The following is a 23,730-nucleotide window of genomic DNA, read 5'->3' on the forward strand; positions in this document are numbered from 1 at the left end:
GTCTGCAGCGACTGCTGCAGTTAGTAGTGCTCCCTTTTTTATGAAGTCTCTTCTATTCATTCCACCAGTTTCTAGGTGCTCTGCTGCATCTGCAATTCCATTAGTATTTTTCTTATTAAGCCATCCCATCGTTAATTCTTTTTCAAGTCCCCTATTAAAAACTTTATTTGGACTAGAAGTTTCAAATAAAAAGTTCTCAATGTCGGACATCTTAGTTTAATTTTGATTTTTATTTTTTATAAAGATTTGTTTTATATTTTAAAATAGAATTAAGTAGTTTTATAAATTATTAACTCTTATATGTTCTTATGGTAGAAGTTGATAACATTTCTAAATATGAATATGAGGAATTTTTAAATTACAAAAAAGATAAGTTTCAAGAGAAATTGAAAATTATTGAAAAAGCAAAAAATGATACTCTTTTTTTAGATGATATTAATTCAATTCAAGAAGATTTTTCTTCTGTGGATTTAGAATAAAAATGAAATTTTGTCAGTGGGAGATTTATTTAGTTAATTTAGATCCAGTTGTAGGTTCAGAACAAGGAAAGACTAGACCTGTGTTAATTATTAGTGAAGATTTAATTAATCAAATATTGCCTATTGTAAATATTTTACCAATTACATCTAAGAAATCTTCTCGTTTTGTATATCCTAATGAAGTTTTACTGAAGAAGGAAGAATCTAGTTTAGATAATATTTCAATAATTTTATCACATCAAATTAGGACAGTAGATAAAAAAAGATTAATTAAAAGGCTAGGTAAAATAACTGATGAAAAATTAAAAGGAGACATATTTAATAGTTTATTTTTTCAAATTGGTTATTATAAATAATTTATTTATTCTTGTTTGATGATATTAAAGTTTCAGCAGGTCCATGTAAAGTTTATATGAGGATACTTCCTTCTGAGCAAGCCGCTATGTTAACAAAAGATAATTTTAAGACATACAATCCACTTGCCGCTGATGGTGTAATTAGTAGTATTTTTGAGTAGAATCGAAAGATTTGTTTTATATTTAGAATCCTAGTGTATAATAGATATATTCTAATTCTTCTTCAAATATTTTATCCTTTTCTAATTTTTGATTTAAAATTTGAGTTAATTTTTGTCCTAGTAGTATTTTTTCTAATTTTTCTTTTGGTAAAGTTATTTGGAGTTGATTTTTCCTCTCAATTTTCTTTTCTTTGTGAAGTTTTACATATTTTTCAAATAATGAGATTTTTGAACTAATCATTACAGATTTGATTTTATCTTCTGCTTCTTTTTTTGTGTCATAAAATATTTCTAAATTTTCAATTTCTTTGATTAATTCTATTTTGCTTTCTGTAGGAATTTGTGTTAAAGAGAGTGCGTGAGTGTAAAATAAATTTGCAAGAGAAGGAGTATTTTGATAGTGACAATTTTTATATTCTTTAATTAAATCTTCACTTTTTGAATTTTTGAAATTGTATCCTTTAAAATTTCGTTTTATTGCTGCTTCGTATAAAAAATGAATTTCATGTGCATAAGAAGTAGTGCGAGTAAAGAGTTTTTCTGTCAATTTATCAGCTTTACTAGTTCGTTTTATTGTCATTTATATAAATTAGTAATAATTATTAATTTATAAAAGTAATTTATAACAATCCTTTTAAATAGAATTTAATTTTTATTATTATTCTTATATCATGAGGGGGTCGCCCAGTCTGGTCAAAGGTGCTGGATTTAGGCTCCAGTCCGTAAGGTTCGCGGGGTCAAATCCCGTCCCTCTCATATTTTTCAAGTTCCCATATCTTACAATTTTTATGTGAAAGTTTACCGGTAAACTCATTTTCTTCTATTTTTCTTCTATAAATGTATTATTTAAACTTTACAATAGATTCACGATTTAACTATGTGTTAATAATAAATAATATATATAATATTTTTATATATAATTTATATATGATTAAGAAAAAAGAGAGCGTTAGCAAAAAAATCTCTAAAGAAAAGGTTAAAGCAAAATCAGCACCTAAATTAAAAGCTGTTCCTAAAACTAAAGTAGAGGCTAAAACAAAAAAGAAAGCTAAGACTATAAAAAAAGAAGTTGATTTAGTCTCAGATAGTTTGAATTTAGCTAAGACTCTGAATAAAGAGATTGCAAAAGTTGCAGTGGTTAAGGATTCATTGAAAAATGATTTACAAAAATTAACTCAAAGAGTTGATGCACATGACAAAAAAGTAAAAACTTCTTCTTCAAACACATCTTCATCAATTCATAATAATTTTTTATCTACAATTAAAGATGAAATCATTAGTGAATTTACACCACTTATCAACAAATTGGATTTGAAATCAGTTAAGGTAGATATTTTTGATGAAATTAAAAAGATTATTGAAGTTGAATCTCAAAAACTTAGAAGTGAATTAGATTCAAAAAGTTCTAAACATAAAAAAGATTTTTCTAAAAAACTCTCAGATTTAGAGATTAGAATTATTGATTCTTTAAATGCTAACAATTCTCTTAAAAAAGAACTTAAAAAAATTGAAGATAAAGACTTTAAAGGTTTAAATGCTGAAATTGAAAAGAAAGTTCATGATTCTATAAAAAAAATTAACGATAAATTTTTTACTTTGTTTAGTTCAAGTACAATTGATATTGATGAATTAAAGGTAAATACTAAAAAACTTGAAAGAAGACTTGACTCTTTGAAAAAAGATGTTAAGAAAAATTTCTCTATTGAAGATTTAGATTTGAGTTCTATTGAATCAAAAATTAAAAAACTTGAAGTTGAAAATGGAGCTCTTAAGAGTTTGATTGAGAGATTTGAAAATGAGTTGTTTAACAAAAAGAAGTCTGAAACTTTTGAAGTTGAAAAAAGAGTTCAGAAAAATTTAGTTAAAACTGAAACTAAATTAAAAGATCTTGAAATCGCAAAAGATGCGCAAGAGAAATTTTTAGTTGACAAATTTAATGAAGTTGCAGATTTTGTTTCAGGTATTGAGAAGAAAATAATTTCTTTAGAGAAAAAAGATTTATCATCTATTGAGAAAAAATCAAAAGATAATTTAACAAAAGAATTAGTTGCTGCTGAAGAAAAATTGAGGAACTTGTTTTTGAAAAAACAAAAAGACTTAGATTTTAATTTAAAAAATTTTGAAGAAGAAATTTCTTCTTTAAGTGCAAATGCAACTGCAAAACTGGAATCTTCTTATATTAAGATAGATAGAGAAAGAGAAATGCTATTAGAAGATGTTAATAAATCAAAAGAAGATATGACTACAAAATTAAATAATAAATTTAATGATATGTCTATTAAATTTGATTTGAAATTAAATCCAGTAGTGAATAATTTAAAGAAGGATAAGAATAAATACAAAGAATATATTGATAAATTTAAAATCGAGATATCTCATCTTGTTAAAAAATATGTTTCTGAATTAGATAAAGAATTAAAAATTTTAAAATCTAGTGATACGAATTTTAAGACTGATAAGAAAGATGCATTTAAAGAAATTGATTCAAGATTTGTTAAACAAATTGATTCATTTTCTAAAGATTATGCTGAGTTTGTTAAACAAGTTTCTACTTCTGTTAAAACACTTGAAAAAGAAAAAGAATTAGAGAGAGATTTTTTAGCAAATAAATATAATGAAATTGCAGATAAATTTGATGACTTATCTAAAAAAAATGATGAAGATTTGAAAGAAGAAAAGAAAATTTTAGAACAAGAAGTTAAAGATGAGATTTCTAAGCAAATTTTAAATGATACAAATCATTTAAATAAAATTACTCAAGAAAATAAAGATGAATTAACAAATCTAAAAGAAGTAATTGAGTCTAAATTTTTGATTGCAAAAGAACAGTTTGAATCTAGTTTTATAACTAAACTTTCAGATTTTGATAATGAATTAAAGTCAAAAGAATCAGAGTTTTTAGAGAAACTTTCAATTATTGAAGTTGATAAAAATAAGATGGTTGAAGAACTTGGTTCTTTTAAAGATGAGATAACACTTTTAACTAAAAATTATGTTAGTAATTTAGATGACGAACTTCAAAAAATTAAAGCAGAAGAAGCTAAGTTTGATAGGGAAGTTGAAGATTTTGGAATTCATGTTCAAGAAATTGTTAAAGCAAGAAAATTAGAACTTACAGATTATTCAAAAAAATTAGAAGGCGAGTTATTTGAGGTTTTGAAATCACAAAAAGAAAATTTTGAGAGAAATGAAAATACTTTCAGGGAGACATTTAATGAAAAGATTAGTAATTTGAAGGATTATACTAAAAATAGATTAGACTCGATAGAGAAGAGATTTATTGAGAAAAATTTGAAGTATGTAACAGATCAAATTGAGAACGGTTTGAATGATTTAAATGTTTATAACGAGAGAATTAAAACTAAAGAAGCAGAGATTAATGCGAAATTTGAAGAATTCGAGTTATTCCAACAAAATTCTTTTGTTGAGATGAAAGCAGAAAAGGATAGAATTGGCGAAGGTATTGAGGAGAGAGTTATGGGGCTTGAGCAAAAATTCAATAAGAGATTTTTAGATTATGGTAGCGATATTTCAGATTTCAAAGGAGTAATAATTGATGAATTAGATGGTTTTATGCGTGATACGAATTCAGTTTTAGCTAAAAAATTAGATCAAATCGATACTAGTTTTGCTAAAGTAAATTTTATTAATAATGAAATTAAGAGAAGTTTTGATAAAATTAAAGAGATTGAGAATAAAGTTGATTTTGAGTTAAGAGGAATAAGGGATGATGTTTCAGATGTTAGGGTTAAACTTGAAGTTATTGATGGCGGCTCATCTCATAGTATTAATGATCATGTTCAATACATGTCTGCTTATGAAGACCAACTTTTATCCTTAATTGATTCTTTGAAAAATAGAGGTATTGCAAATGACCAAATTATGGCTGCACTTACAAATAAGGGACATCCAAGATTTTATGTTGCAATGATTTTAGAGAATTATACTAAACTTTTAAATTGAAAGAAAGTTTATAATCAAAGATTTTTGTGTGAATTATCTTCAAGTTGGAATTTACAGTTAATTTAATTTTTATGTTATATTATAGTAAGCTTTATAAAAATATTTTGATTATTTTTACTATGATAATTCCAGTTAGATGTTTTTCGTGTGGTAAAGTTGTTGGTTCTTTGTGGGAAAAGTATGAAAAATTACTTGCAGAAGGTAAAACTCAAAAAGAAGCTCTTGATGAAGTTGGAGCGGTAAGATTTTGTTGTAGAAGTACAATTATGTCTCATGTAGAGAACATTGACATTGTTGGAGCTTACAAATAATTATTTTTTCTTTTTAGTGTAAATTTTTTAAATTTCTAATTTCAAATCACAAACTTTTATAAATTTCATTGAGTATTTTATTTTTAGATGAGTAAATTAATTTTTTTAGATAGAAATAAGTGTATAAATTATACGCAAGTAGGTTTGATGTGTGGTATTGAGATTCATCAACAACTTAATACTGGAAAATTATTTTGTTCTTGTCCTTGTTTGATTGAAGATAATAAGGATTTTGATAAAGAAATAAAAAGAAAATTAAGATTTTCTCTTAGTGAAACTGGAGATGTTGATAGGGCAGCTGCAGAAGAATTTAGAAAAGATAAGTTTAATGAGTATAAATATAATGACAAAATTGCATGTTTGGTTGATTTAGATGAAGAACCTCCTAAAGGACCTAATAAATTAGCTTTTGATGCTGCAGTTAAAGCCGGAATTATGCTTAATCTTAATTTTTTTAATAAAACTCAGTTTATGAGAAAATTAATTATTGATGGGAGTGTTGTTTCAGGTTTTCAAAGGACTGCTATGCTTGGTTTTGGTGGGAGTCTAAAAACTTCGTTTGGAGAAGTTAGTATTGAGGGAGTTAATATTGAGGAAGATTCTTCTAGAGCAATTGAGAGATTAGATGGACATAATATTTATTCTCTTGATAGACAAGGAATTCCATTAATTGAGATTACAACTGGACCAGATATTAGAACTCCAGAGCAAGGTTTTGAAGTTGCAGAGCAGATTGGTAATTTACTTAGAAGTTTTAGCACAACAAGAAGAGGTCTTGGAACTATTAGGCAAGATGTTAATGTTTCTATTAAAGGTGGTTCAAGAATTGAGATTAAAGGAGCTCAGAATTTGAAACTTATTCCTGAAATGATTAAAGATGAGATTAGAAGACAACAAATTCACCTTTCTATTATTGAAGAATTAAAGTCAAGAGGAGTTGGAGTTGATAATTTTTCAGATAAAAAAGTTTATGATGTTTCAAAGGTTTTTGAGAAAACTACTTCAAAAGTTGTTCTTGGTAATTTAACTGGAAAAACTGCAGGAATTTTTGCAATTAAACTTAATAAATTTGAAGGAATCTTGGGTCATGAGATGCAAGATAATTATAGATTTGCAACAGAGGTTTCAGATAGAAATAAAAAACATTTTCCGCAGATTAAAGGATTATTTCATTCGGATGAATTACCTAAATATGGTATTGAACAAAATGAAGTTGATTTAGTAAGAAAGGAATTAGGTTTAGGAGAATTGGATTCTTTTATTTTGATTGTTAATGATAAAAATATTGCTCAGAATAGTTTGAAAAATGTTTTAGAAATTATTAAAGAATTACTTGTAGGCGTTCCAACTGAAGTAAGACAGGTTGACTCAAAAGGAACAGTTACTGTTTTTTCAAGACCAATGCCTGGAGCTGCAAGAATGTACCCTGAAACAGACATAGAAGAGATTGAAATCACTAAAGAGTACTTGGATGAAGAGGAGAAAAAATTACCTGAGTTATATAATAAGAAACTTGATAGATTAAAGGGTGAGTTTGATATTGAGAATGCTAGAATCGAAGAGATGTTGTCATCTTATTCTGAAGATCAAATTAGAAGTTTGATTAAAATTTCAAAGAAGAATGCAGCAACGATTTATAATTTATTATTTGATTTGCCAAAAGATATTAGGAAGAGGGAGAGTATTGAACCCATTAATTTAAATTATGAATTACTTGAGAATATTATTAAGGCATCTTCGGAGAATTTAATTAATCAAAAAATTATTAGAGATTTGTTTATTAGTTTGTATAAAGAGAATTTAAGTAATGTTTCTAATTTGAAAGATTATTTAGAAGAGAGAGGTTTGGTTTTAGAGAGTTTTGATGAGGCAGAAGTTGAGAAGAAAATTCGAGAGATTGTGACTCAAAATTCGAAGGCTCCTTTTGGTGCTTTGATGGGGATGTGTATGAATGCATTTGAAGGAAAAGTTGATGGGAAAGTTATTTCAAGTATTTTGAAGAAGCTCAATTAGGTAATTTTATAAAACATACTTTCTTCATCTTTGCTATGTCAGAAGATACAGTCACAAATTTTGAAAATTTGTTTGGTATCTTTTTAATCATGAGGAACTCATAATGAAAGAAGATGTACTCAAGAAAATTCCTGAAGAAATTTTTAAGATTTTAGAGAAAAGAAAACTCTTAGATCTTAGACCTTGTCAAGAAAAATCTATTAAAAAAGGTCTTTTTGAGAATAATCATAATCAAATTATTTGTACTCCTACTGGTTCAGGAAAAACACTTGTTGCAGAACTTGCAATGCTTGATGTAATTTTAAATAAGAAAAAGAGAGTTGTTTATATTGTTCCTCTAAAAGCTCTTGCTTCGGAGAAATTCAAAGAATTTACTGAGGAGTATTCTGAATTTTTCAGGATAAGACTCTCTATTGGAGAATTACAAACTGAGAAATATAATTATGATTATGATTTGCTTATTGTTACTGCAGAAAAATTAGATTCTTTGATTAGACATGATAAAACTATTTTAGAAGGATTAGGATTGGTTATTGCAGATGAAATTCATTTGTTAAATGATGAAAGAAGAGGACCTACTCTTGAAGTTCTTTTGTCAATTTTCAAATCGAAGTATCCAAGAATTAGATTAATTGGTCTAAGCGCTACTATAGGGAATTCAAAAGAGATTGCAAATTGGCTTAGAGCAGATTTGGTTGAAGATGATTGGAGACCAGTAGAATTACAACATTATGTTTTAAGTGGCGATGAGCTTTTAAGATACAAGTAAAATTTTTTATTTTTTAAATATTTTATCTTAAATTATAGATGACATTGTCTTCAAGATATGTTTTAGCATATTTTAATTTTAATTCTGAGTTTGTAAATATTTCATATATAATTTCACCTTCATTTGCTTGTTCACCAATTTTCTTTTTTAATATTAGTCCTGCAGTTTTATCTTTAGGCGCACCTAACATAAATGCAAGTTTAGAGATTTTTTGATTGTCTATTCCAAGAACTTTTGTATCTTTGTTTGCTTTTATTTGATATTGGAATTTAGCTTTTGCTGGCATTTTTTTTCTTCCTTGAGCATCAATTATAGCATCAAATTTTTGTAATGCTGCTTTTGATTCTAGTATTGCTTTTGCAAGTGTGTATCCTTTTCCTTTACTTGCTTTGTTTGCCATTTCTAATAATTCTCCTGCCATGTAAAGAGATTTTTCTAATAAGTCTTGAGGAGCATCAGAAGTATTTTTTAGAACTTTGATTACATCTTGGGCTTCATAGAGTGGTCCAATCCCATTTCCAATTGGTTGCCTTCCGTCTGTTATAATAATCTTAATTGTTAGACCTATTGCTTTTCCTATTTTTTCAAATTTTTTCTTTAAGTGTTTTGCATGTTCGAGTGTATTAACTTTTGCAGTTGGTCCTACAGGTATGTCAATTAATACATGGGTTGAGCCTACCGATTTTTTTTTGGAAAGAATTGAAGCTAACATTTGTCCTTCACTATCAATTTGAAGTGGGTGCTCTACTTGGATTATTAAATCATCTGCAGGACTAAGTTCTAATCCTCCTCCCCAAACTATACAACCTTTAATTTCTTTTACTTGATTGTACATTTTTGTTAGAGAAATTTCTACATTTGTTAATACTTCCATTGTGTCTGCTGTTCCTGCCGGAGAAGTTATTGCTCTTGATGAGGTTTTAGGGATTATAAGTCCTGATGCTGCAATTATTGGTACAACTACCATTGAGGTTCTATTTCCTGCAAGGCCTCCGATACAGTGTTTGTCGACAATTATATCTGAAGATTTTTTTTTAAAGTCTAAAACTTTTCCAACTTCAACCATTGCCTCAGTTAGATATATAGTTTCTTTGTCTGATAGTTCGTTTATACTACAGGCTAGAACAAAGTATGTTGTTTCAACTTGAGAGTATCTATTTTCTACTATGTCAATAAGAATTTCTTTGAATTGTTGTTTGTTTAATTTGATTTTTTCATTAAATTTCTTTTTGATGTGTTCAAGTGATTTTGGTTTTTGAGCAGGAGCAATTAGAACATTTACATTTTCTTTTAATTCAAGTTTATCAAATGGTTTTTCAAAAATACCTATTTCTCCTTTTTTTAAGTTAATGTCTCTAGTATGATTTGATTTTTTTTTATAATCGATTATATCTAATACACAAATGATTGATTTTTCATTTTTCGGATTAATAATTTTTACTCTATCTCTAGCATTTAAACTTAAATTTTTAGCATCTTCTTCACATAGCATCATAATTAAATCGTGTGATGCATCTATTTCAATTCTTTTTGCTTTAAACATATTTAGATTTACTAATCTTTGTTTAATAAAGTTAGTTTTTATTTGTGAGTTGTAATTTTCATGGTTTTTATATTGTACATATTTATTATTAAATTTTATTTTTTTATATGATAAGATTTATATAAATACTAAGATATGTTTTTTTATGGAAGAATATTGCATTATTGAATCTGAGAAAGTTAAGACTAGTACAGATGATAGTGTAATTAATTTAGTTTTACAAACTATGGAACAAAAGAAACAAGTTTTAGTTTTTAATAATTCTAAGCGAAGTTCTGAGAGTACTGCTGAAAAAATCTCTGTAAGTGTTAAAAATGTAGAGAATAAAGAAGAACTTTTACTAATTTCTAAAAAGATTATAAAAGCTCTTTCTGTACCAACAAAACAATGTAAAAGACTTGCAAGTTTTATTGAAAAAGGAGTTGCATTTCATCATAGTGGACTTGTTTCAAAACAAAGAGATTTAGTTGAGAAAGGATTTAAAAATGGATTTATTAGAGTTATTTCTTCTACTCCAACACTTGCAGCAGGACTTAATTTGCCTGCTTATAAGGTTATTATTAAAGATTATAAGAGATATTCTCAAAGGGGGATGGCAGATATTCCAATTCTTGAATATCATCAAATGTCTGGAAGGGCTGGAAGACCAGGAAAAGAAGATATTGGTAAAGCTGTAATTTGTGTTAAAACCGAGGATGAAGCAAAGAGAATCGTTCCTAAGTATGTGTTTGGTGAGAGTGAAGAGATTATTTCTAAACTTGCAGTAGAACCTACTTTGAAGATGTATGTTTTGTCACTTATTTCTATGGATATGATTAATACGAAAGAGGAGATTGAGAAGTTTTTTGCATCGACTTTATATGCTCACCAATATCAGGATTTAGAGAGTTTAAATTACAATATTTTTAGAATTATTGAAGTTTTAAAAGATTATAACTTTGTTAATCAGACTGATGATTATTATATGGCAACTCAACTTGGTAAGAAAGTATCTGAGCTTTATTTGAATCCAGATACTGCTAATTATTTTTTGGATAATTTAAGTAAATTTGTTAAAAGATTTGAGAGTGCGGATGTTTCAAGATATGATTTATTTTCTTTGATTAATTTTATGTGTAATACTATTGAGATGAGGCCTTTATTTAATGTTGCAAAAGCGCAAGAAGAAGATTATGTGAAGAGGGCTGAAGATGTAGGTGATAGTTTGATTGTGTCTTTTGATCCTTATGAGATAGATTATGATAATTTTTTGAATTCAATTAAGACGACTGATGTTTTAATTGATTGGATAAGTGAAGCGCCAGAAGATTATATTAGTGATAAGTACAAAATTACTCCAGGTGAATTGAGTTTTAAAACTGATGTTGTTGATTGGCTTTTGTATTGTTTAGAGGAGTTGTCTTATTTGAGGAAGTATGTATATTTTAAGAATTTTTTGAATAAGTTAAGAACTCGTTTTAAGTCAGGAATTAAAGAAGAATTACTCTCATTAATTAGTCTGAAAGGAATTGGAAGGGTTCGTGCTAGAAAACTTTATAATGCAGGATTTAAGAGATTGCTTGATTTGAAAAGGGCCGATTATTATTCTATTTCAAGAGTTGTTGGAGATGGAATTGCCATTAAAATTAAGAAACAATTAAATGAAAATACTGAAATAAAAGAAACTACAATTGTGTCAAGACCTAAGGAGATTAAAGTTAGAGATGTTTCAGAGGATGAATTAGATGTTTTAATTGAGAATTATAGACAGTTTGAAGAAGAGAAAAAAGAGAAGAATATGAGTTTAACAGATTATTTCTAAAATCATAACATTTTTATATAACTAATGCTTACTTTTTTTATGACTAGTGATTTTGAAACTGAATCTATCTCTAAGAATAGCGATGATCCTTTGTATACATTGTCTTATGAGAATACTCGACTTGAAGAAGAGAATATGAATTTGAAGAGGACAGTAAAATTCTATCAAACAGAGATTGAAAAATTTAGAACTCCTCCTTTTATAGTTTCAGAGATTTTATCTGTTACTGATGATGGAAAATATGTTATAAAACTTCCAAATCAAAGTAATTTTTTGGTTGAGATGTCTCAAAATTGCCAAACTAAGATTAAATCTGGTGATATGGTACTAAATGAACAGAAATCTTTGGTGATTATGGATAAGATTGAACTTTCAAAGAATTTTCCTGTTGAGAATTATTTGATTGTAAATGATAATATTAAGACTTCTTGGAAAGATATTGGTGGACTTAGAAGAGAAGTTGAGAAAGTTAAAGAAGTTCTTGAGCTTCCTTTGTTAAAACCTGAGATGTTTGAAGAGATGGGTATTACTCCTCCTAAAGGTGTTTTATTGCATGGTCCTCCTGGAACTGGTAAGACTATGATTGCAAAAGCACTTGCAAAAGAGACAAATGCTACTTTTATTGAATTAGTTGGGTCTGAACTTGTACAAAAATTTATAGGTGAAGGAGCTAAGTTAGTTAAAGATTTATTTGAACTTGCAAGACAAAAAGCTCCAACAATTATTTTTATTGATGAGTTAGATTCAATTGCTGCAAAAAGGATTGAGACTGGAACTTCAGGAGAGAGAGAAGTTCAAAGGACATTTATGCAATTATTAGGTGAAATCGATGGTTTTGATGCACTCTCAGATGTTAAGGTTATTGCTGCAACTAATAGGATTGATATTTTAGATGAAGCGATTATGAGGCCAGGGAGACTTGAGAGACATATTGAAGTTGGATTACCTACTGAAGAAGATAGATTAGAAATTTTAAAAATTCATACTAAACCTATGAAATTAGATTCGGATATAAATTTAGAAGAAGTTGCAAGAAAAACTGAAAAGTTTAGTGGAGCAGAGCTTAAAGCTTTAACTACTGAAGCTGGTTATTTGGCAATTAAGGATAGTAGAAAAAAAATCACTCAAAAAGATTTGGTTAATGCTATTGAAATCGTAAAAGCAGAAGAAGAAGGATATAAAATTCTAAATAACAGTTTTAGTTAGAAATGGTTAAGTTAACTAGAGTTATATTTTATTCTTTTCTTTTTTTAGCAATAATCTTTTATTTTTTAGTTACAGTTAATTTTTCAGAAGAGAAATTGACAAATGTAATAGATTTAAAATACGAGACTATAGATAGTTATACTACTAAGCATGGTGGGAAATTTACTTATTGTATATATGCTGATTTAGAGAATAATGAATATAGATATAGGATTGATTATGGTAAGGAATCTTGTATCAAAGGAAATCTTAATAATATTACTTATCTTTATGAAAAAAATATTTTAGGCATTGAAAGAAGAGAGATTTTAGAATTTCATTCTTTGAATAAATAGTTTTTTAAAATGGTAACTTTTCAGTTTATTTAGAAATGGTAAATTATTCACTTAATGAAGCAGGAGTTGTTTCATTTGTTTTATGGGTTTTATATTTTATAGGACTTTATTTAATTTTTTTTTGGTTATCTATTTTTTTCTCTTCTGATTATATTGATAAAAAATCTAAAAAAATAAAATTACTTGAAGAAAAGGATTATCCTAAAGTTAGTGTTATTGTACCTTGTTTTAATGAAGAAAATACTATTGAGCGAACTATTGAGAAATTGTATGCAGTTGATTATGATAAAAAAAAGATGCATATTATGTGTGTTAATGATGGTTCATCAGATAAGACTCAACAAATACTTCTTAGATTACAAAAAAAATATGGTTTTGATTTAATTAAACAAAAAAATCAAGGAAAATATGTTGCGATGAATAATGGTTTGAAAAAAGTAAAAACTGATTATTTTTTATGTTTGGATGCAGATAGTTATCCAGATAAGATGTCTCTTAAATATTTGATGTCTGAGATGATTTTACAAAATTATGACTCAATTTCTCCGTTAATGGTTGTTCATAGCCCTAAGTCTTTTATTCAAAAATTACAGTGGGTAGAGTATTTAATGTCAGTTTTTTTTAAATATTTAGCGTCTTATGTAGATTCAATGATGGTTATTTCTGGACCTTTTTCTATGTATAAGACAAAGTCAATTAGAGATTTAGGTGGTTTTGATCATGGTTATTTGACTGAAGATTTTGAGCTTGCACTTCGTATGCAAAAAAATAATTATAAAATGGGGCAATCAGATATTGCGAAGGTTGAAACTAGTACGCCCATTTCAATTAAGGCACTTACAAGACAAAGAATTAGGTGGAATTATGGGAATTTTATGTGTATGAAAGATTATTTTAGGTCATTTTTTTTAAAGAAGAAGTTTCAAGACTTCGGGATTTTTGTTTTCCCTTCTATGTTTTTGTCTAGTTTTTTTTTAGTTTTAGCTTTTTCTATGATTATTTATTTATTTGTTAAAAGAATTTTTAATACGATTAGGGATTTTAGTTTGATAAATTTTGATTTATGGACATATGTTGCAAATTATAGTTTTTCTTTTAGTTTGTATGATTTAAATTTAAAGGCTGTTTCCTTGTTATTTTTTTCAGCTTTAATTATTCTTATTATATTTGTTATATCTGCTAGAGAGACTAATTATAATTTGGAAAAAAAACATATTTCATTTAGTTTTCTTCCTTTTTTGTTTTATTTATTTTTTTATCGATTTTTGATGGTTTATGTATGGTTTATTGTTTTTAAAAGGATTTTATTGAGAACAAAGGCTACTTGGCTTAGATAATTTTCTGATAAAACTTTATAAATTAAAGTAGATGATTTATATCTATGACTAGAAAGAGTATGAGGAGATCAAGATATTTGATTGTTTTACTTATAATAATAATAATTCTAATGTTTTCTTTGTTTATTCAGTTTATTGATGAGAACAATAAAGTTGGGTATTTTGCAAAAGAACTTAGATATGATGAGATTAGTTACCAAGATCTTGTTACACAAAGACAATATATTAATTTTTTAATTGAAAATAATGAGACTTATAGTTGCACAGATATTGAAAAATCTTTTGATTATTCTATCCAAAAAGTTTATACTTTGACAAATAAGCTTTCAGATTATTTGAATCAACCTGATTTTGTTTGGGAAGAGTACAGTTATTTGAGACAGAGATTAATTAATTATCAGATAGAGTATTGGATTTTAGCTCAAAAGATTGATGATGTTTGTGATGCAGATTATGAGACTATTCTTTATTTTTTTTCAAATGCGGATACTTGTTTTAATTGTCAAGATCAAGCAATTATTTTGAATCATTTAAGGATTCAGTCAGATGATAAGTTGTTGATATTTGCTCTTGATGCAACTTTTGACGGGACTATTTCTCTTCTTGTAGATAAGTATAATGTTACAAATGATAAGGTAACAATTGTTGTTGGAGATATACCTTATCATTATAAAACAATTGAAGAGCTTAGTATGATTTTATGTGAGAATAATAACGATTATGATTTTTGTTTGAATAATGAAACTGAAGAATTAAGTTTCATAAATAGTACTATTAATATTACAAATGAGACAGTTAATTAATAATTTCAAAAAATTAAATATAGAATATCGTTTTCTTTTATTTTTTTTATTAATTTTTTTTGTTATGAAACTTAATGTATTCATTTTTTCATCAAATAAATTTTGGTGGGATGAAGTTGTGTATGTTTCACTTGCTAAATTTTTTTATTCATTTGGTGGAGTTGGTTTTTTTGACGGAGTTAGGCCAGTTTTCTTTTCTTTGTTTTTAGGAATTTTTTGGTTTTTAGGTTTAGATATTGTTATTTTTTCAAAACTTACTGTAATTCTATTTGCAATGGGTAATTTATATTTGGTTTATAAAATTGCAGAAGAGATGTATGAAGGGTCAGGATTTTTGAGTGTCTTAGTTTTAGCTTCAACTCAAATGTTTTTGTTTGTTTCCAATTTGATTGTTAGTGAGCAGTTTTCTTTGTTTTTTGTTTTGCTTGGGTTTTATTTTGTTTTAAAGAAAAAGCCTTTTTGGGCAGGATTTGTTTTGGGAATTGCATTTTTATCGAGATTTTTTAATGGTATTTATTTGCCTATTTTATTTTGTTATTTCATTTTTAATAATTATAAAAAAGGAGGATTTTTATTTTCTTTGAAAGGACTTTTTGTAAAGTTTGTTAAATATATTTGTGGGTTTATGATTTTAGTTTTACCTTATTTAATTATGAATTATATTTATTTTGGTGATATGTTACACACTATTAAAAGGGCGAGTCTTGTTGTTTTAGATAGTGCATTTTTATATGATTCTGGGATGTTTTTTTATTTTTTTGTTTTGCTGAAACAAAATAGGATTATTTTGTTAGTTGCTTTATTTTTTATAATTTATAATTTTAATAAAGGTTTTTGGTCATCAAAAAAAATAAATTTCTTACTTTTTACATTTTTAATTCCTTTCATTTATTTGTCTTTAATTTTAACACATAATGAACCAAGGTATGTTTTTTCAGTTCTACCTTTTGCTGCAATCATTAGTGGAGTTTTTTTAAATTTTGTTTTAAATAAATTTGTAAGAGATAAATTCAAACAAATTGGGAAAATTATGTTGATTGTTTTTCTCTTTTTATTATTTATTTTTACTAATTTTTATGCTTATAATATTTTTTCTGAGTATAATTCAGAGGAATTAGAATTTTATAATTATTTTGAGGATTTTGATGAAGAAGTAGTTTTACTTACTACAGATATTACATTTTTAATGTTTTCTGAAATTGAAATATATTCTCTTCCATTTTGGGATTTTTGGGAAAGGAAGTTTTTTGAAGCAGATTATAGGATAACTCATATTGCAATAAAAAATTGTGAAGTTTATTGTGTCGATGGTTTGGATTGTGAAGAAAAAGAGACTTTAGATGTTTTTTTAGATAAACAAGAAATTTTGTTTGATAAAGACATAGGAGTTTATGGTGATACTTTTTGCAATTTTAAGATATATGAAGTTGTTGAGGGATTAGAATGAATAAGGGAGTCTCACTTAGTCTTGTGATTCCTTGTTATAATGAGGAGACTAGATTTTCAGAGCAGATAAGATTTGTTTTAAAATTTTTAGAAAAATTTGAAGATAAAGAGTTGATTTTAGTTAATGATGGTTCTAGTGATGATACTTTGAAGTTATTTGAAGATTGTGCAAAAAATAATTCTTTTGTTAAAGTTGTTTCTTATGCACAAAATAAAGGTAAGGGTTATGCTATTCGTAGAGGAGTACTTAGTTCATCTAAAGATTTTGTTTTAATTTCTGATATGGATTTGTCAACTCCACTTAAAGATTTTTCTAAGTTGATTAAATATGTTGACGATTTTGATATTGTGATTGGGTCAAGGGCACTTGAAAATTCAAATATTTTAAAGAGACAAAACTTATTTAAGGTGTTTTTAGGAAAGAGTGGAAATTTAGGGATTAGGATTTTACTTGGTCTTAATATTAATGATACTCAATGTGGTTTTAAATTATTTAAAAATTCTACAAAATCTGTTTTCAAAAAAAGTATGATTGATGGTTTTGGATATGATTTTGAACTTTTGTTTTTATTTAATAAAGAAGGATTTAAAATTAAAGAAGTTCCTGTTACTTGGATTAATGATGAGAGATCTAAGGTTAGGGTGAGAGATTATTTTTTAACACTTTTAGAATTATTTAAAGTTAGGATTAATTTTGTGTTTGGAAAATATAAATGAGTTTTGAAATTTAGAAGTATTTTTAAATCAGTTTAGATTTAAGTATGTATGAAAAGATTCAAAGATGAATTGAAGAATCTCAATATTTTTAATCCGGTTGATTGGTATTTTCTATTTTTGAAATTTAGATTTGTACATTTTTTATTGGTTGGAGGTACAGGTGTTTTAATTAATATTTTATTTACTGCTTTTTTTGCTGAAATTGTATTTGGTAGAGAAGAGTATTTTTATGCTTATTTGATTGGTTTATTTAGTAATTTAGTTTATAATTTCATTTTACACACAAAATTTACTTTTAAGACTAAAGATAAACACAAGAGAAGATTTACCTATTTTATTGTTTATAATTTACTTATGAGCGCACTTCAGGCAGTAATCATTAAGAGTATTGTGGACTATATTGGGGTTGACTATTATTTGTTAGTTATTGTAGGAGTTATTGGTTTTTTCTTTACTATTAATTTTTTAGTTTCAAAATTAATTTTGTTTAAAGGAAGTTGAAAGAATTTTTATAAATTTTATTTTTTCAAAATAGAATTGGTTTTTCAATAGTTATTTAAAGACACTTTCATTCTTATTATTTACAGGTGAGGTCGCAATATGCATTAAACCTTGGACTATATTATCGTTTCAGTTTTGATTTGCTCGGCCGCTTGGCGAGTTTTCTTTGATTATATATTAATCTTGAGTTTGATTTGTTCAAGGTACCTTGTCTGTGCTTATTTTAATTAGTTCTTTTAATCGATTTATTCTTTATTAATATAATATAAAAATGAGATTTTTATAAATACAAATAAATCTTACAATTTTAATCTTTATTTAAATATTGTTGTATGTATGATTTAAACCATTCTTCAAATTCGAAAAATATTTTTTTAGAGTCTAAATGTCCAAATTCATTGTTTACTTTTTCGGATATTTTATGGAATTTGTCATTTGAATCAATTATTGATTTTGCTTCAAGAATGTCGTCATTATTGTATTTGATTGAGTAATCTACTTGAAGTTTTTTGATTTTCCCTCTTAATTGTATATTGTCCCAAATTGCATCCCAGTTTCCAGCCCATTGTTTTACGCTTGAACCTATTGCTTTTAGAATGTCACTTTCTCCATTGATTAAGTCATCAGTTATTTCTAATTGGTCTGTTATAGAATTATATTTGAATAAATCTTGAAAACCATTTTCAAGGAGTGGATCATTTTCCCAATTTTTTCTTACTTCAGTAATTCTTGTAATTCTTCTGTTTCTATGAAGACCATCCGAAGATTTTACAGGATTTGCAACAATTACTATGTCTGTTGCTTTAAATGAAGTTTTAGGGACTCCTAAATCGTTTACTAACCTATCGTAGACTCCATAAGGACTATCTCCATGAATTGTTCCTGCTACTACATTTGCAAGAGCTCCTACTCTCATTGCTTCATATAGTGCAAGAGCCTCAGTTGAACGAACTTCTCCAACTATTAGGCATGAGTCTCCTAGTCTTAGTGTTGATCTTATTCCCATATCTGCACTAAAACCTTCTTTAGAAACTGAGAGTGCAGAACGAACACTCATAGGTTGGATGTTAAATCCTAAATCTGCAAATTGAAGTGTTGGAAGTTCTAATGTGTCTTCTACAGTAATTATTCTATATTTTCTCATGATTTCTATCATTATTGCTGTTAAGAAGGAAGATTTTCCTGAACCTCTAGTTCCTGCTACAAGAATTGTTCTTGCTCCATCAATTATAAAGCTTAATAGTCCTGCTGCTTCAGGAGTAATCATTTTCTTTTTAATAAATAATGGGAGTGTCCATGGTTTGTCTCTGTGTCTTCTAAATGAGAATCCTATTCCATATGGGTTTAGAGGTTTTCCAATTACTGAGACTCTTGCCCTTGCTTTAGGAGTTTCAATCTCAGCATCTAAAATAGGATTTGATGCATCAAGAGGTTTTCCTGAAATCATTCTAAGTCTTGATGCCCATCCTTCAACTTCATCTTCTTCGTGTATGATATTTGTTTTACAATCTTCAAATTCTGCATGAGTTATGAATATTGGAGTTTTATTTGATGGAGAGTTTACAGAGATGTCTTGAATTTTATCGTCTTCAAGTAGTGTTTCAATTAGACCAAATCCTACTGTATATCTAATAAGGATGTTTGCTAAATCTTCCATATCTTTTTGTTTTAATTTAATATTTTTGAATTCTGCAATTTCTTCAATTAGGTCTCTGGAAATATTGAAAAATACTTCTCTAAGTTTGGCAGGTTCAATGAAATCGTTTGATTCAGGTTTATGCTCGGAAATTACTTCTTTTGCAAGATTTAAGATATTATATTTTTCTTCAGATAATGTAAATTCTATTGGAGTTACATGATATAAATTAGTTGCTTCATTATCTAATTCAAATATACTGATTTGTGCGTTACTTAATTTGTAGGAGTCTAGTTCTTTTGCTTCAATAGGAATTCTTCTTAGTAATGTTGTAAATACAAAATTTGGTTTGATATTTGCTGAGAAGAATTTTTTATATATTTCTCTTGAACCGACTTTGTGTCCAGCTAGTTTTTCTTTTGATGCTTTAATTATGGTTAAAGATTCAAGTTTACTAATTATGAAATTAATTGCATTTTCAAATTTATTGTCTACTTCATAACAATCATTTTGATGATAATTTTTATCGAATTTATAATCTCTTAATTCTCTTTTGAATTTAACATAAGCTCCTATAGGGTCTGCAGGTAAATCTTTTATTATTGTATTTTGTAAAAATGTATATCTATTGAAAAATAATTTTACACATTCGTCATTTTTAGTTAAAATTTGTCCAGCAGAAAATAATTCTTTTTGTTTTGATAACATGGTATATAATTGTGCAATTTCTTTTAGTAAAACTACTTGGTTGAATTCATACTCATAATTTTTATTATGTATGAATATGATTTTTGTAATTGAAGGAATTTGAGATAATTTTTTTACTGTATCTCTCATAACTATTGCTTCATCTTCTATTGAAGGGAAGTTATTTTTTTCAAAGTAGTTTATTTTCAGAATACTTTCAACGCCATGTTTTACTACTTCAAATTCTTTTTTCGAATTAAACATATATTTTTTGCTTTTCACTGATTTATATATTAATTTCTTTACTTGAAAATGATTAAATTTAGTTTCCATGAATTTACTGCTGTTAAGCAAGGATTCCTATAGTTTTTCGAAAGATTTATAAATGGTTTCCGCCAGTAATTACTACTCGAAAAACATAAATTCGGTAAAGTTTAGCAACTTACATCTTGGTATTGGTAAAACAATATCAAGGTAATTAAATGATTTCTTAGTTCTTCACAATTTCTGCATATCTGGATTTATTATTTTGTAAAGTTTATTTGTTCTATTCATTTATTAAATAAATTTAATAGAGTTCTATTTCAGAGAACTTAATTTTGAAGAAATTAAATAATTTTATAAATGATTTTGATTTAATATTATTATCTAAGAGTTTTAGCTTTAGATGGGTTTTTTCAGTTTTGCTTTTTTGAGTCTTGGTGTATGTTTATTACCTTGCCGAAAAACTGATAATAAATAGCTAAAAATGGTTAAAGAAAAAAAAGAAGTTACAGTTTCAGATTTACCTGGTGTAGGTCCAAGTACAGTAGAAAAATTAGCAGCAGCGGGTATTGATACTTTACTTGCAGTTGCAGTCTCATCGATTGGTGTTTTGACAAATGAAGCAGGAGTTTCAGATGGTGTTGCAAGAAAAATGATTCAAGCAGCAAGGGATATGATGGAGATGGGTTTTGAGACTGCCGATACAGTTTTAGAGAAAAGAAAATTTGTTAAGAAAGTTAAAACTGGAAGCGCAGGTTTTGATGAAATTATGGGTGGAGGTTTTGAGACTGGAGCTATTACTGAACTTTTCGGAGAATTTGGTTCAGGTAAAACTCAAGTAGGACATCAAGTTGCAGTTAATGTACAAATCCCAAAAGATCAAGGTGGTTATGGTTCCAAAGTAATTTACATTGATACTGAGAATACTTTTAGGCCAGAGAGAATTTTACAAATGGCTGAGAAAGTTGGACTTAATCCTGATGATGCTTTGAAAAATATTAAAATCGCAAGAGCTTATAATTCGGATCATCAAATGCTTTTAACAGAAAAAGCAGAAGATTTGCTTAAGACTGGTGAGTATAATGTTTTAATCGTTGATTCACTAACAGCTCATTTTAGAGCAGAGTTTATTGGTAGAGGAACACTCTCAGAGAGGCAACAAAAATTAAATAAACATATGCATACACTTTTGAAACTTGCTGATATGTATAATTGTTGCGTTATTGTAACTAATCAAGTTATGGCTAAACCAAATGTTATGTTTGGAGATCCAACACAAGCAATTGGTGGTCATATTGTGGGACATAGTTCTACATTTAGAATTTATTTGAGAAAAGGAAAGAAAGGTTCAAGAGTTGCAAAACTTGTTGATAGTCCTAATTTACCTGACAATGAATGTATGTTCTTTGTTAATATGTCTGGAATTTCAGATAAAGAAGAATAAAAATTGTTTTACAATTTTTAACCAATTTGAATAGTTCAAATAGGAATAGAAATTATTGTATAATTTCTAACCTTTTTCTAATAAATTTGATGAATATTTGTTTCAATTAGGTGTAATATTTCAATTTATTTTTATTTTTATTAAATAAGTGTTTTTAATTTTAGTTATAATTGTTTTTAAATGATAAAATAGATAATTATTATATAAGTGAAAAATGGATTTTGTTGATAAAAAAGAAAAACTCGCGGATTTAATTGAAGTGTATTTAGAAAATAAAGATGAAGAACAAGACTTGATTGCATATATTCATGAGTTATCAAATGATTTTGAATTTAAAGACAAAGAACTATTTGTAAATATGTTTTCTGAGTTAATGAAGTATTTGCCTGAACTTTCAAGAAAAGAGTTGAAACAAAGGGTTTCTTTGATTAGAACTTTTATAGAATAAAATAATTTTTTTTATTTTTGGTTATTTTTAATGTAATCAACTATTAATCTTACTCCTCTTCCAGTTCCAAAATCTGTTATGTATGGAGCTACTTTTCCATGCGATCTTGCAGCTCCAGCAATATCTAGATGTGTCCATTTAGTATTTTTTTCGATGAATTTTTCTAAGAATGCTGCAGCAGTAATTGTTCCACCATATCTATTAGCACCTATATTTTTCATATCTGCAATTTTACTTTTTATAGATTCTCTATGTTCATCATATATTGGTAATTCCCAAACTCTATCAAATGTTTTTTCTCCTGATTCAAATATTTGTTTTTTTATTTTTTTATTATTTCCTAACATTGCAATTAAATTTGTTCCAAGAGCAACGAGGCATGCTCCAGTAAGTGTTGCCATGTCGATGATTTGAGTAGGTTTATAGTTTTTTTGAATATATGCTATAGCATCGGCAAGAATTAGCCTTCCTTCTGCGTCTGTGTTCCCTATTTCAACACTTAATTGATTGTATCCAATGAATACATCTCCTGGTTTGAATGCATTTGCAGATAATGAATTTTCAGCAGATGGAATTACAAGTATTAGATTTTGTTTTAATTTTAATTCTATTGCAGATTTAAATATTGAATATACTGTTGCTGCGCCTCCCATATCAGATTTCATGTCCTCTACAAATCCTGTAGGTTTTAAATTTGTTCCTCCAGTATCAAATGTTATTCCTTTTCCAACTAATGCTATTTTTTCTTTGGATTTAGGATTACCATTATATTCAACAATGATTAGCCTTGGAGGGAATATTGATCCTTGTCCTACAGCATAGAGCAGATTTAATTTTTCTTTTTGTATTTGTTTTTCATTTAATACTTTAATTTTTAATTTATTTTTTTTTGCTAAATCTTTAGATAGTTGTTCTAGATATTGGGGCGTTATTATATTAGAATTTTCATTTACTAGGTCTCTTGTGATTTTAGTATTTTTAGTTATTATTAAAGTTTCATTTAATATTTTTTGATATTTTTTATTTATTATAATAATAATTTCTATTTCATTTTCTTTTTTTTCTTTTATATATTTGTTAAATTTATAATCACTCAAGTCGATTCCTTCAATTATTGCAACAATTTCATCTTCTTGTTCTTTGGGTACTTCAATTGAAATTTTACATTCATCTTTAGATTTAATAATTTTATGAACATTAGAATATGCTATTCTTAAATTTTCTAATGTATATTCTTCTTTTAATCCAATTAATAGGATTTTTTGCTTATCTATATTAAAATATAGGGTTTCGTTTTCTTTTCCAATATATTGGTATAATTTTGCTGTATCTTTTATTTTGTTTTTTATTTCTTTATTTTGAGTTTTATTAAAAAATTCAAATTCTTTTTTAGAATTGTATACTGGAATTGTTATGAGTTCTAGGTTTTTATTTTCTATTTTTAGTTTCATAAAATAAGAATTAATTTTTTTATTTATATATCTTTTTAGGGTTCAGTAATTATTTGTTA

General features: G+C 26.9%; 22 protein-coding genes and 1 tRNA gene. 18 read left to right on the top strand and 5 right to left on the bottom strand.

Features of this window, described 5'->3' with window-relative positions; all coding sequences use genetic code 11:
- Positions 1 to 210: twin-arginine translocation signal domain-containing protein (locus PF569_05380; protein MDA3855668.1), on the bottom strand; the 210-nt coding region annotated here is incomplete at its 3' end.
- 98 nt (positions 211 to 308) lie between these two features.
- Between PF569_05380 and PF569_05385 the strand changes: the two genes are divergently transcribed.
- From PF569_05385 to PF569_05395, 3 genes are read left to right on the top strand one after another with little or no spacing between them, the layout of a single operon-like run.
- On the top strand, positions 309 to 479 hold the full coding sequence (locus tag PF569_05385) for a hypothetical protein (GenBank protein ID MDA3855669.1): 171 nt from the start codon (positions 309 to 311) through the stop codon (positions 477 to 479).
- A gap of 2 nt (positions 480 to 481) precedes the next feature.
- The gene (locus tag PF569_05390) at positions 482 to 835 is read left to right on the top strand and encodes a type II toxin-antitoxin system PemK/MazF family toxin (protein ID MDA3855670.1); all 354 of its coding nucleotides are present in this window, start codon (positions 482 to 484) and stop codon (positions 833 to 835) included.
- Between the two features lie 11 nt (positions 836 to 846).
- Positions 847 to 996, top strand: a complete 150-nt coding sequence (locus PF569_05395; protein ID MDA3855671.1) for a hypothetical protein — start codon at positions 847 to 849, stop codon at positions 994 to 996.
- Between the two features lie 22 nt (positions 997 to 1,018).
- Here the strand turns inward: PF569_05395 and PF569_05400 are convergent, their stop codons facing one another.
- A complete protein-coding gene (locus PF569_05400) occupies positions 1,019 to 1,576 on the bottom strand; it encodes a hypothetical protein (GenBank protein MDA3855672.1) in 558 nt (185 codons plus the stop codon).
- Positions 1,577 to 1,669: 93 nt separating this feature from the next.
- Here PF569_05400 and PF569_05405 point away from each other — a divergent pair.
- The 5 genes from PF569_05405 to PF569_05425 all read left to right on the top strand — a co-directional run bounded on the left by PF569_05405 (position 1,670) and on the right by PF569_05425 (position 8,052).
- Positions 1,670 to 1,752 (top strand) — tRNA-Leu (locus tag PF569_05405).
- Positions 1,753 to 1,923: 171 nt separating this feature from the next.
- Positions 1,924 to 4,959: a hypothetical protein gene (locus PF569_05410; protein MDA3855673.1), complete on the top strand. Its 3,036-nt coding sequence runs from the start codon at positions 1,924 to 1,926 to the stop codon at positions 4,957 to 4,959.
- A 119-nt stretch (positions 4,960 to 5,078) separates the two neighbouring features.
- The gene (locus PF569_05415; GenBank protein ID MDA3855674.1) at positions 5,079 to 5,270 is read left to right on the top strand and encodes a DNA-directed RNA polymerase subunit N; all 192 of its coding nucleotides are present in this window, start codon (positions 5,079 to 5,081) and stop codon (positions 5,268 to 5,270) included.
- Positions 5,271 to 5,357: 87 nt separating this feature from the next.
- Complete coding sequence (gene gatE, locus PF569_05420) at positions 5,358 to 7,283, top strand: Glu-tRNA(Gln) amidotransferase subunit GatE (GenBank protein ID MDA3855675.1); 1,926 nt, start codon at positions 5,358 to 5,360, stop codon at positions 7,281 to 7,283.
- 103 nt (positions 7,284 to 7,386) lie between these two features.
- Positions 7,387 to 8,052 carry a DEAD/DEAH box helicase gene (locus PF569_05425; protein MDA3855676.1) on the top strand — a complete coding sequence of 222 codons (666 nt, stop codon included), beginning with the start codon at positions 7,387 to 7,389 and terminating at the stop codon, positions 8,050 to 8,052.
- Positions 8,053 to 8,074: 22 nt separating this feature from the next.
- Here the strand turns inward: PF569_05425 and PF569_05430 are convergent, their stop codons facing one another.
- Positions 8,075 to 9,595 (bottom strand): thymidine phosphorylase family protein, encoded by a 1,521-nt coding sequence (locus PF569_05430; GenBank protein ID MDA3855677.1) that lies wholly within the window; start codon positions 9,593 to 9,595, stop codon positions 8,075 to 8,077.
- A 145-nt stretch (positions 9,596 to 9,740) separates the two neighbouring features.
- Between PF569_05430 and PF569_05435 the strand changes: the two genes are divergently transcribed.
- The 8 genes from PF569_05435 to PF569_05470 all read left to right on the top strand — a co-directional run bounded on the left by PF569_05435 (position 9,741) and on the right by PF569_05470 (position 17,741).
- A complete protein-coding gene (locus tag PF569_05435) occupies positions 9,741 to 11,396 on the top strand; it encodes a helicase-related protein (GenBank protein ID MDA3855678.1) in 1,656 nt (551 codons plus the stop codon).
- A 39-nt stretch (positions 11,397 to 11,435) separates the two neighbouring features.
- Positions 11,436 to 12,602 (top strand): AAA family ATPase, encoded by a 1,167-nt coding sequence (locus PF569_05440; protein MDA3855679.1) that lies wholly within the window; start codon positions 11,436 to 11,438, stop codon positions 12,600 to 12,602.
- A 2-nt stretch (positions 12,603 to 12,604) separates the two neighbouring features.
- Complete coding sequence (locus PF569_05445) at positions 12,605 to 12,937, top strand: hypothetical protein (GenBank protein MDA3855680.1); 333 nt, start codon at positions 12,605 to 12,607, stop codon at positions 12,935 to 12,937.
- 35 nt (positions 12,938 to 12,972) lie between these two features.
- Entirely contained in the window at positions 12,973 to 14,274 is a 1,302-nt protein-coding gene (locus PF569_05450; GenBank protein MDA3855681.1) for a glycosyltransferase family 2 protein, read from the top strand.
- Between the two features lie 44 nt (positions 14,275 to 14,318).
- Positions 14,319 to 15,077, top strand: coding sequence for a hypothetical protein (locus tag PF569_05455; protein ID MDA3855682.1), 759 nt, complete (start codon positions 14,319 to 14,321; stop codon positions 15,075 to 15,077).
- 64 nt (positions 15,078 to 15,141) lie between these two features.
- Positions 15,142 to 16,524, top strand: a complete 1,383-nt coding sequence (locus PF569_05460) for a hypothetical protein (GenBank protein ID MDA3855683.1) — start codon at positions 15,142 to 15,144, stop codon at positions 16,522 to 16,524.
- Positions 16,521 to 17,240, top strand: a complete 720-nt coding sequence (locus PF569_05465; GenBank protein MDA3855684.1) for a glycosyltransferase family 2 protein — start codon at positions 16,521 to 16,523, stop codon at positions 17,238 to 17,240. Before PF569_05460 ends, PF569_05465 begins: the two co-directional genes overlap by 4 nt.
- Positions 17,241 to 17,288: 48 nt before the next feature.
- Positions 17,289 to 17,741 carry a GtrA family protein gene (locus PF569_05470; GenBank protein ID MDA3855685.1) on the top strand — a complete coding sequence of 151 codons (453 nt, stop codon included), beginning with the start codon at positions 17,289 to 17,291 and terminating at the stop codon, positions 17,739 to 17,741.
- Between the two features lie 307 nt (positions 17,742 to 18,048).
- On the opposite strand, the gene PF569_05475 is transcribed toward PF569_05470, so the two are convergent.
- Positions 18,049 to 20,397 (bottom strand): type II/IV secretion system ATPase subunit, encoded by a 2,349-nt coding sequence (locus PF569_05475; protein MDA3855686.1) that lies wholly within the window; start codon positions 20,395 to 20,397, stop codon positions 18,049 to 18,051.
- Between the two features lie 415 nt (positions 20,398 to 20,812).
- Between PF569_05475 and radA the strand changes: the two genes are divergently transcribed.
- Together radA and PF569_05485 are read left to right on the top strand one after the other, a co-directional pair.
- Positions 20,813 to 21,772, top strand: a complete 960-nt coding sequence (radA, locus tag PF569_05480) for a DNA repair and recombination protein RadA (protein ID MDA3855687.1) — start codon at positions 20,813 to 20,815, stop codon at positions 21,770 to 21,772.
- A gap of 214 nt (positions 21,773 to 21,986) precedes the next feature.
- Positions 21,987 to 22,220 carry a hypothetical protein gene (locus tag PF569_05485; GenBank protein ID MDA3855688.1) on the top strand — a complete coding sequence of 78 codons (234 nt, stop codon included), beginning with the start codon at positions 21,987 to 21,989 and terminating at the stop codon, positions 22,218 to 22,220.
- Between the two features lie 11 nt (positions 22,221 to 22,231).
- On the opposite strand, the gene PF569_05490 is transcribed toward PF569_05485, so the two are convergent.
- On the bottom strand, positions 22,232 to 23,671 hold the full coding sequence (locus PF569_05490; GenBank protein MDA3855689.1) for a leucyl aminopeptidase family protein: 1,440 nt from the start codon (positions 23,669 to 23,671) through the stop codon (positions 22,232 to 22,234).
- Positions 23,672 to 23,730: the final 59 nt, after the last annotated feature.

This window comes from Candidatus Woesearchaeota archaeon, assembly GCA_027858315.1.
Taxonomy (GTDB): domain Archaea; phylum Nanobdellota; class Nanobdellia; order Woesearchaeales; family UBA583; genus UBA583.

What these genes read in the sequence shown, in the direction of transcription:
- PF569_05400 (MDA3855672.1), bottom strand. Translation starts at nt 1,576, where the DNA reads ATGACAATAAAACGAACTAGTAAAGCTGATAAATTGACAGAAAAACTC.
- PF569_05485 (MDA3855688.1), top strand. Translation starts at nt 21,987, where the DNA reads ATGGATTTTGTTGATAAAAAAGAAAAACTCGCGGATTTAATTGAAGTG.
- PF569_05430 (MDA3855677.1), bottom strand. Translation starts at nt 9,595, where the DNA reads ATGTTTAAAGCAAAAAGAATTGAAATAGATGCATCACACGATTTAATT.
- PF569_05445 (MDA3855680.1), top strand. Translation starts at nt 12,605, where the DNA reads ATGGTTAAGTTAACTAGAGTTATATTTTATTCTTTTCTTTTTTTAGCA.
- PF569_05460 (MDA3855683.1), top strand. Translation starts at nt 15,142, where the DNA reads ATGAAACTTAATGTATTCATTTTTTCATCAAATAAATTTTGGTGGGAT.
- gatE (MDA3855675.1), top strand. Translation starts at nt 5,358, where the DNA reads ATGAGTAAATTAATTTTTTTAGATAGAAATAAGTGTATAAATTATACG.
- PF569_05455 (MDA3855682.1), top strand. Translation starts at nt 14,319, where the DNA reads ATGACTAGAAAGAGTATGAGGAGATCAAGATATTTGATTGTTTTACTT.
- PF569_05470 (MDA3855685.1), top strand. Translation starts at nt 17,289, where the DNA reads ATGAAAAGATTCAAAGATGAATTGAAGAATCTCAATATTTTTAATCCG.
- PF569_05490 (MDA3855689.1), bottom strand. Translation starts at nt 23,671, where the DNA reads ATGAAACTAAAAATAGAAAATAAAAACCTAGAACTCATAACAATTCCA.
- PF569_05385 (MDA3855669.1), top strand. Translation starts at nt 309, where the DNA reads ATGGTAGAAGTTGATAACATTTCTAAATATGAATATGAGGAATTTTTA.
- PF569_05465 (MDA3855684.1), top strand. Translation starts at nt 16,521, where the DNA reads ATGAATAAGGGAGTCTCACTTAGTCTTGTGATTCCTTGTTATAATGAG.
- PF569_05450 (MDA3855681.1), top strand. Translation starts at nt 12,973, where the DNA reads ATGGTAAATTATTCACTTAATGAAGCAGGAGTTGTTTCATTTGTTTTA.
- PF569_05475 (MDA3855686.1), bottom strand. Translation starts at nt 20,397, where the DNA reads ATGGAAACTAAATTTAATCATTTTCAAGTAAAGAAATTAATATATAAA.
- PF569_05425 (MDA3855676.1), top strand. Translation starts at nt 7,387, where the DNA reads ATGAAAGAAGATGTACTCAAGAAAATTCCTGAAGAAATTTTTAAGATT.
- PF569_05435 (MDA3855678.1), top strand. Translation starts at nt 9,741, where the DNA reads ATGGAAGAATATTGCATTATTGAATCTGAGAAAGTTAAGACTAGTACA.
- PF569_05415 (MDA3855674.1), top strand. Translation starts at nt 5,079, where the DNA reads ATGATAATTCCAGTTAGATGTTTTTCGTGTGGTAAAGTTGTTGGTTCT.
- PF569_05440 (MDA3855679.1), top strand. Translation starts at nt 11,436, where the DNA reads ATGACTAGTGATTTTGAAACTGAATCTATCTCTAAGAATAGCGATGAT.
- PF569_05390 (MDA3855670.1), top strand. Translation starts at nt 482, where the DNA reads ATGAAATTTTGTCAGTGGGAGATTTATTTAGTTAATTTAGATCCAGTT.
- PF569_05410 (MDA3855673.1), top strand. Translation starts at nt 1,924, where the DNA reads ATGATTAAGAAAAAAGAGAGCGTTAGCAAAAAAATCTCTAAAGAAAAG.
- radA (MDA3855687.1), top strand. Translation starts at nt 20,813, where the DNA reads ATGGTTAAAGAAAAAAAAGAAGTTACAGTTTCAGATTTACCTGGTGTA.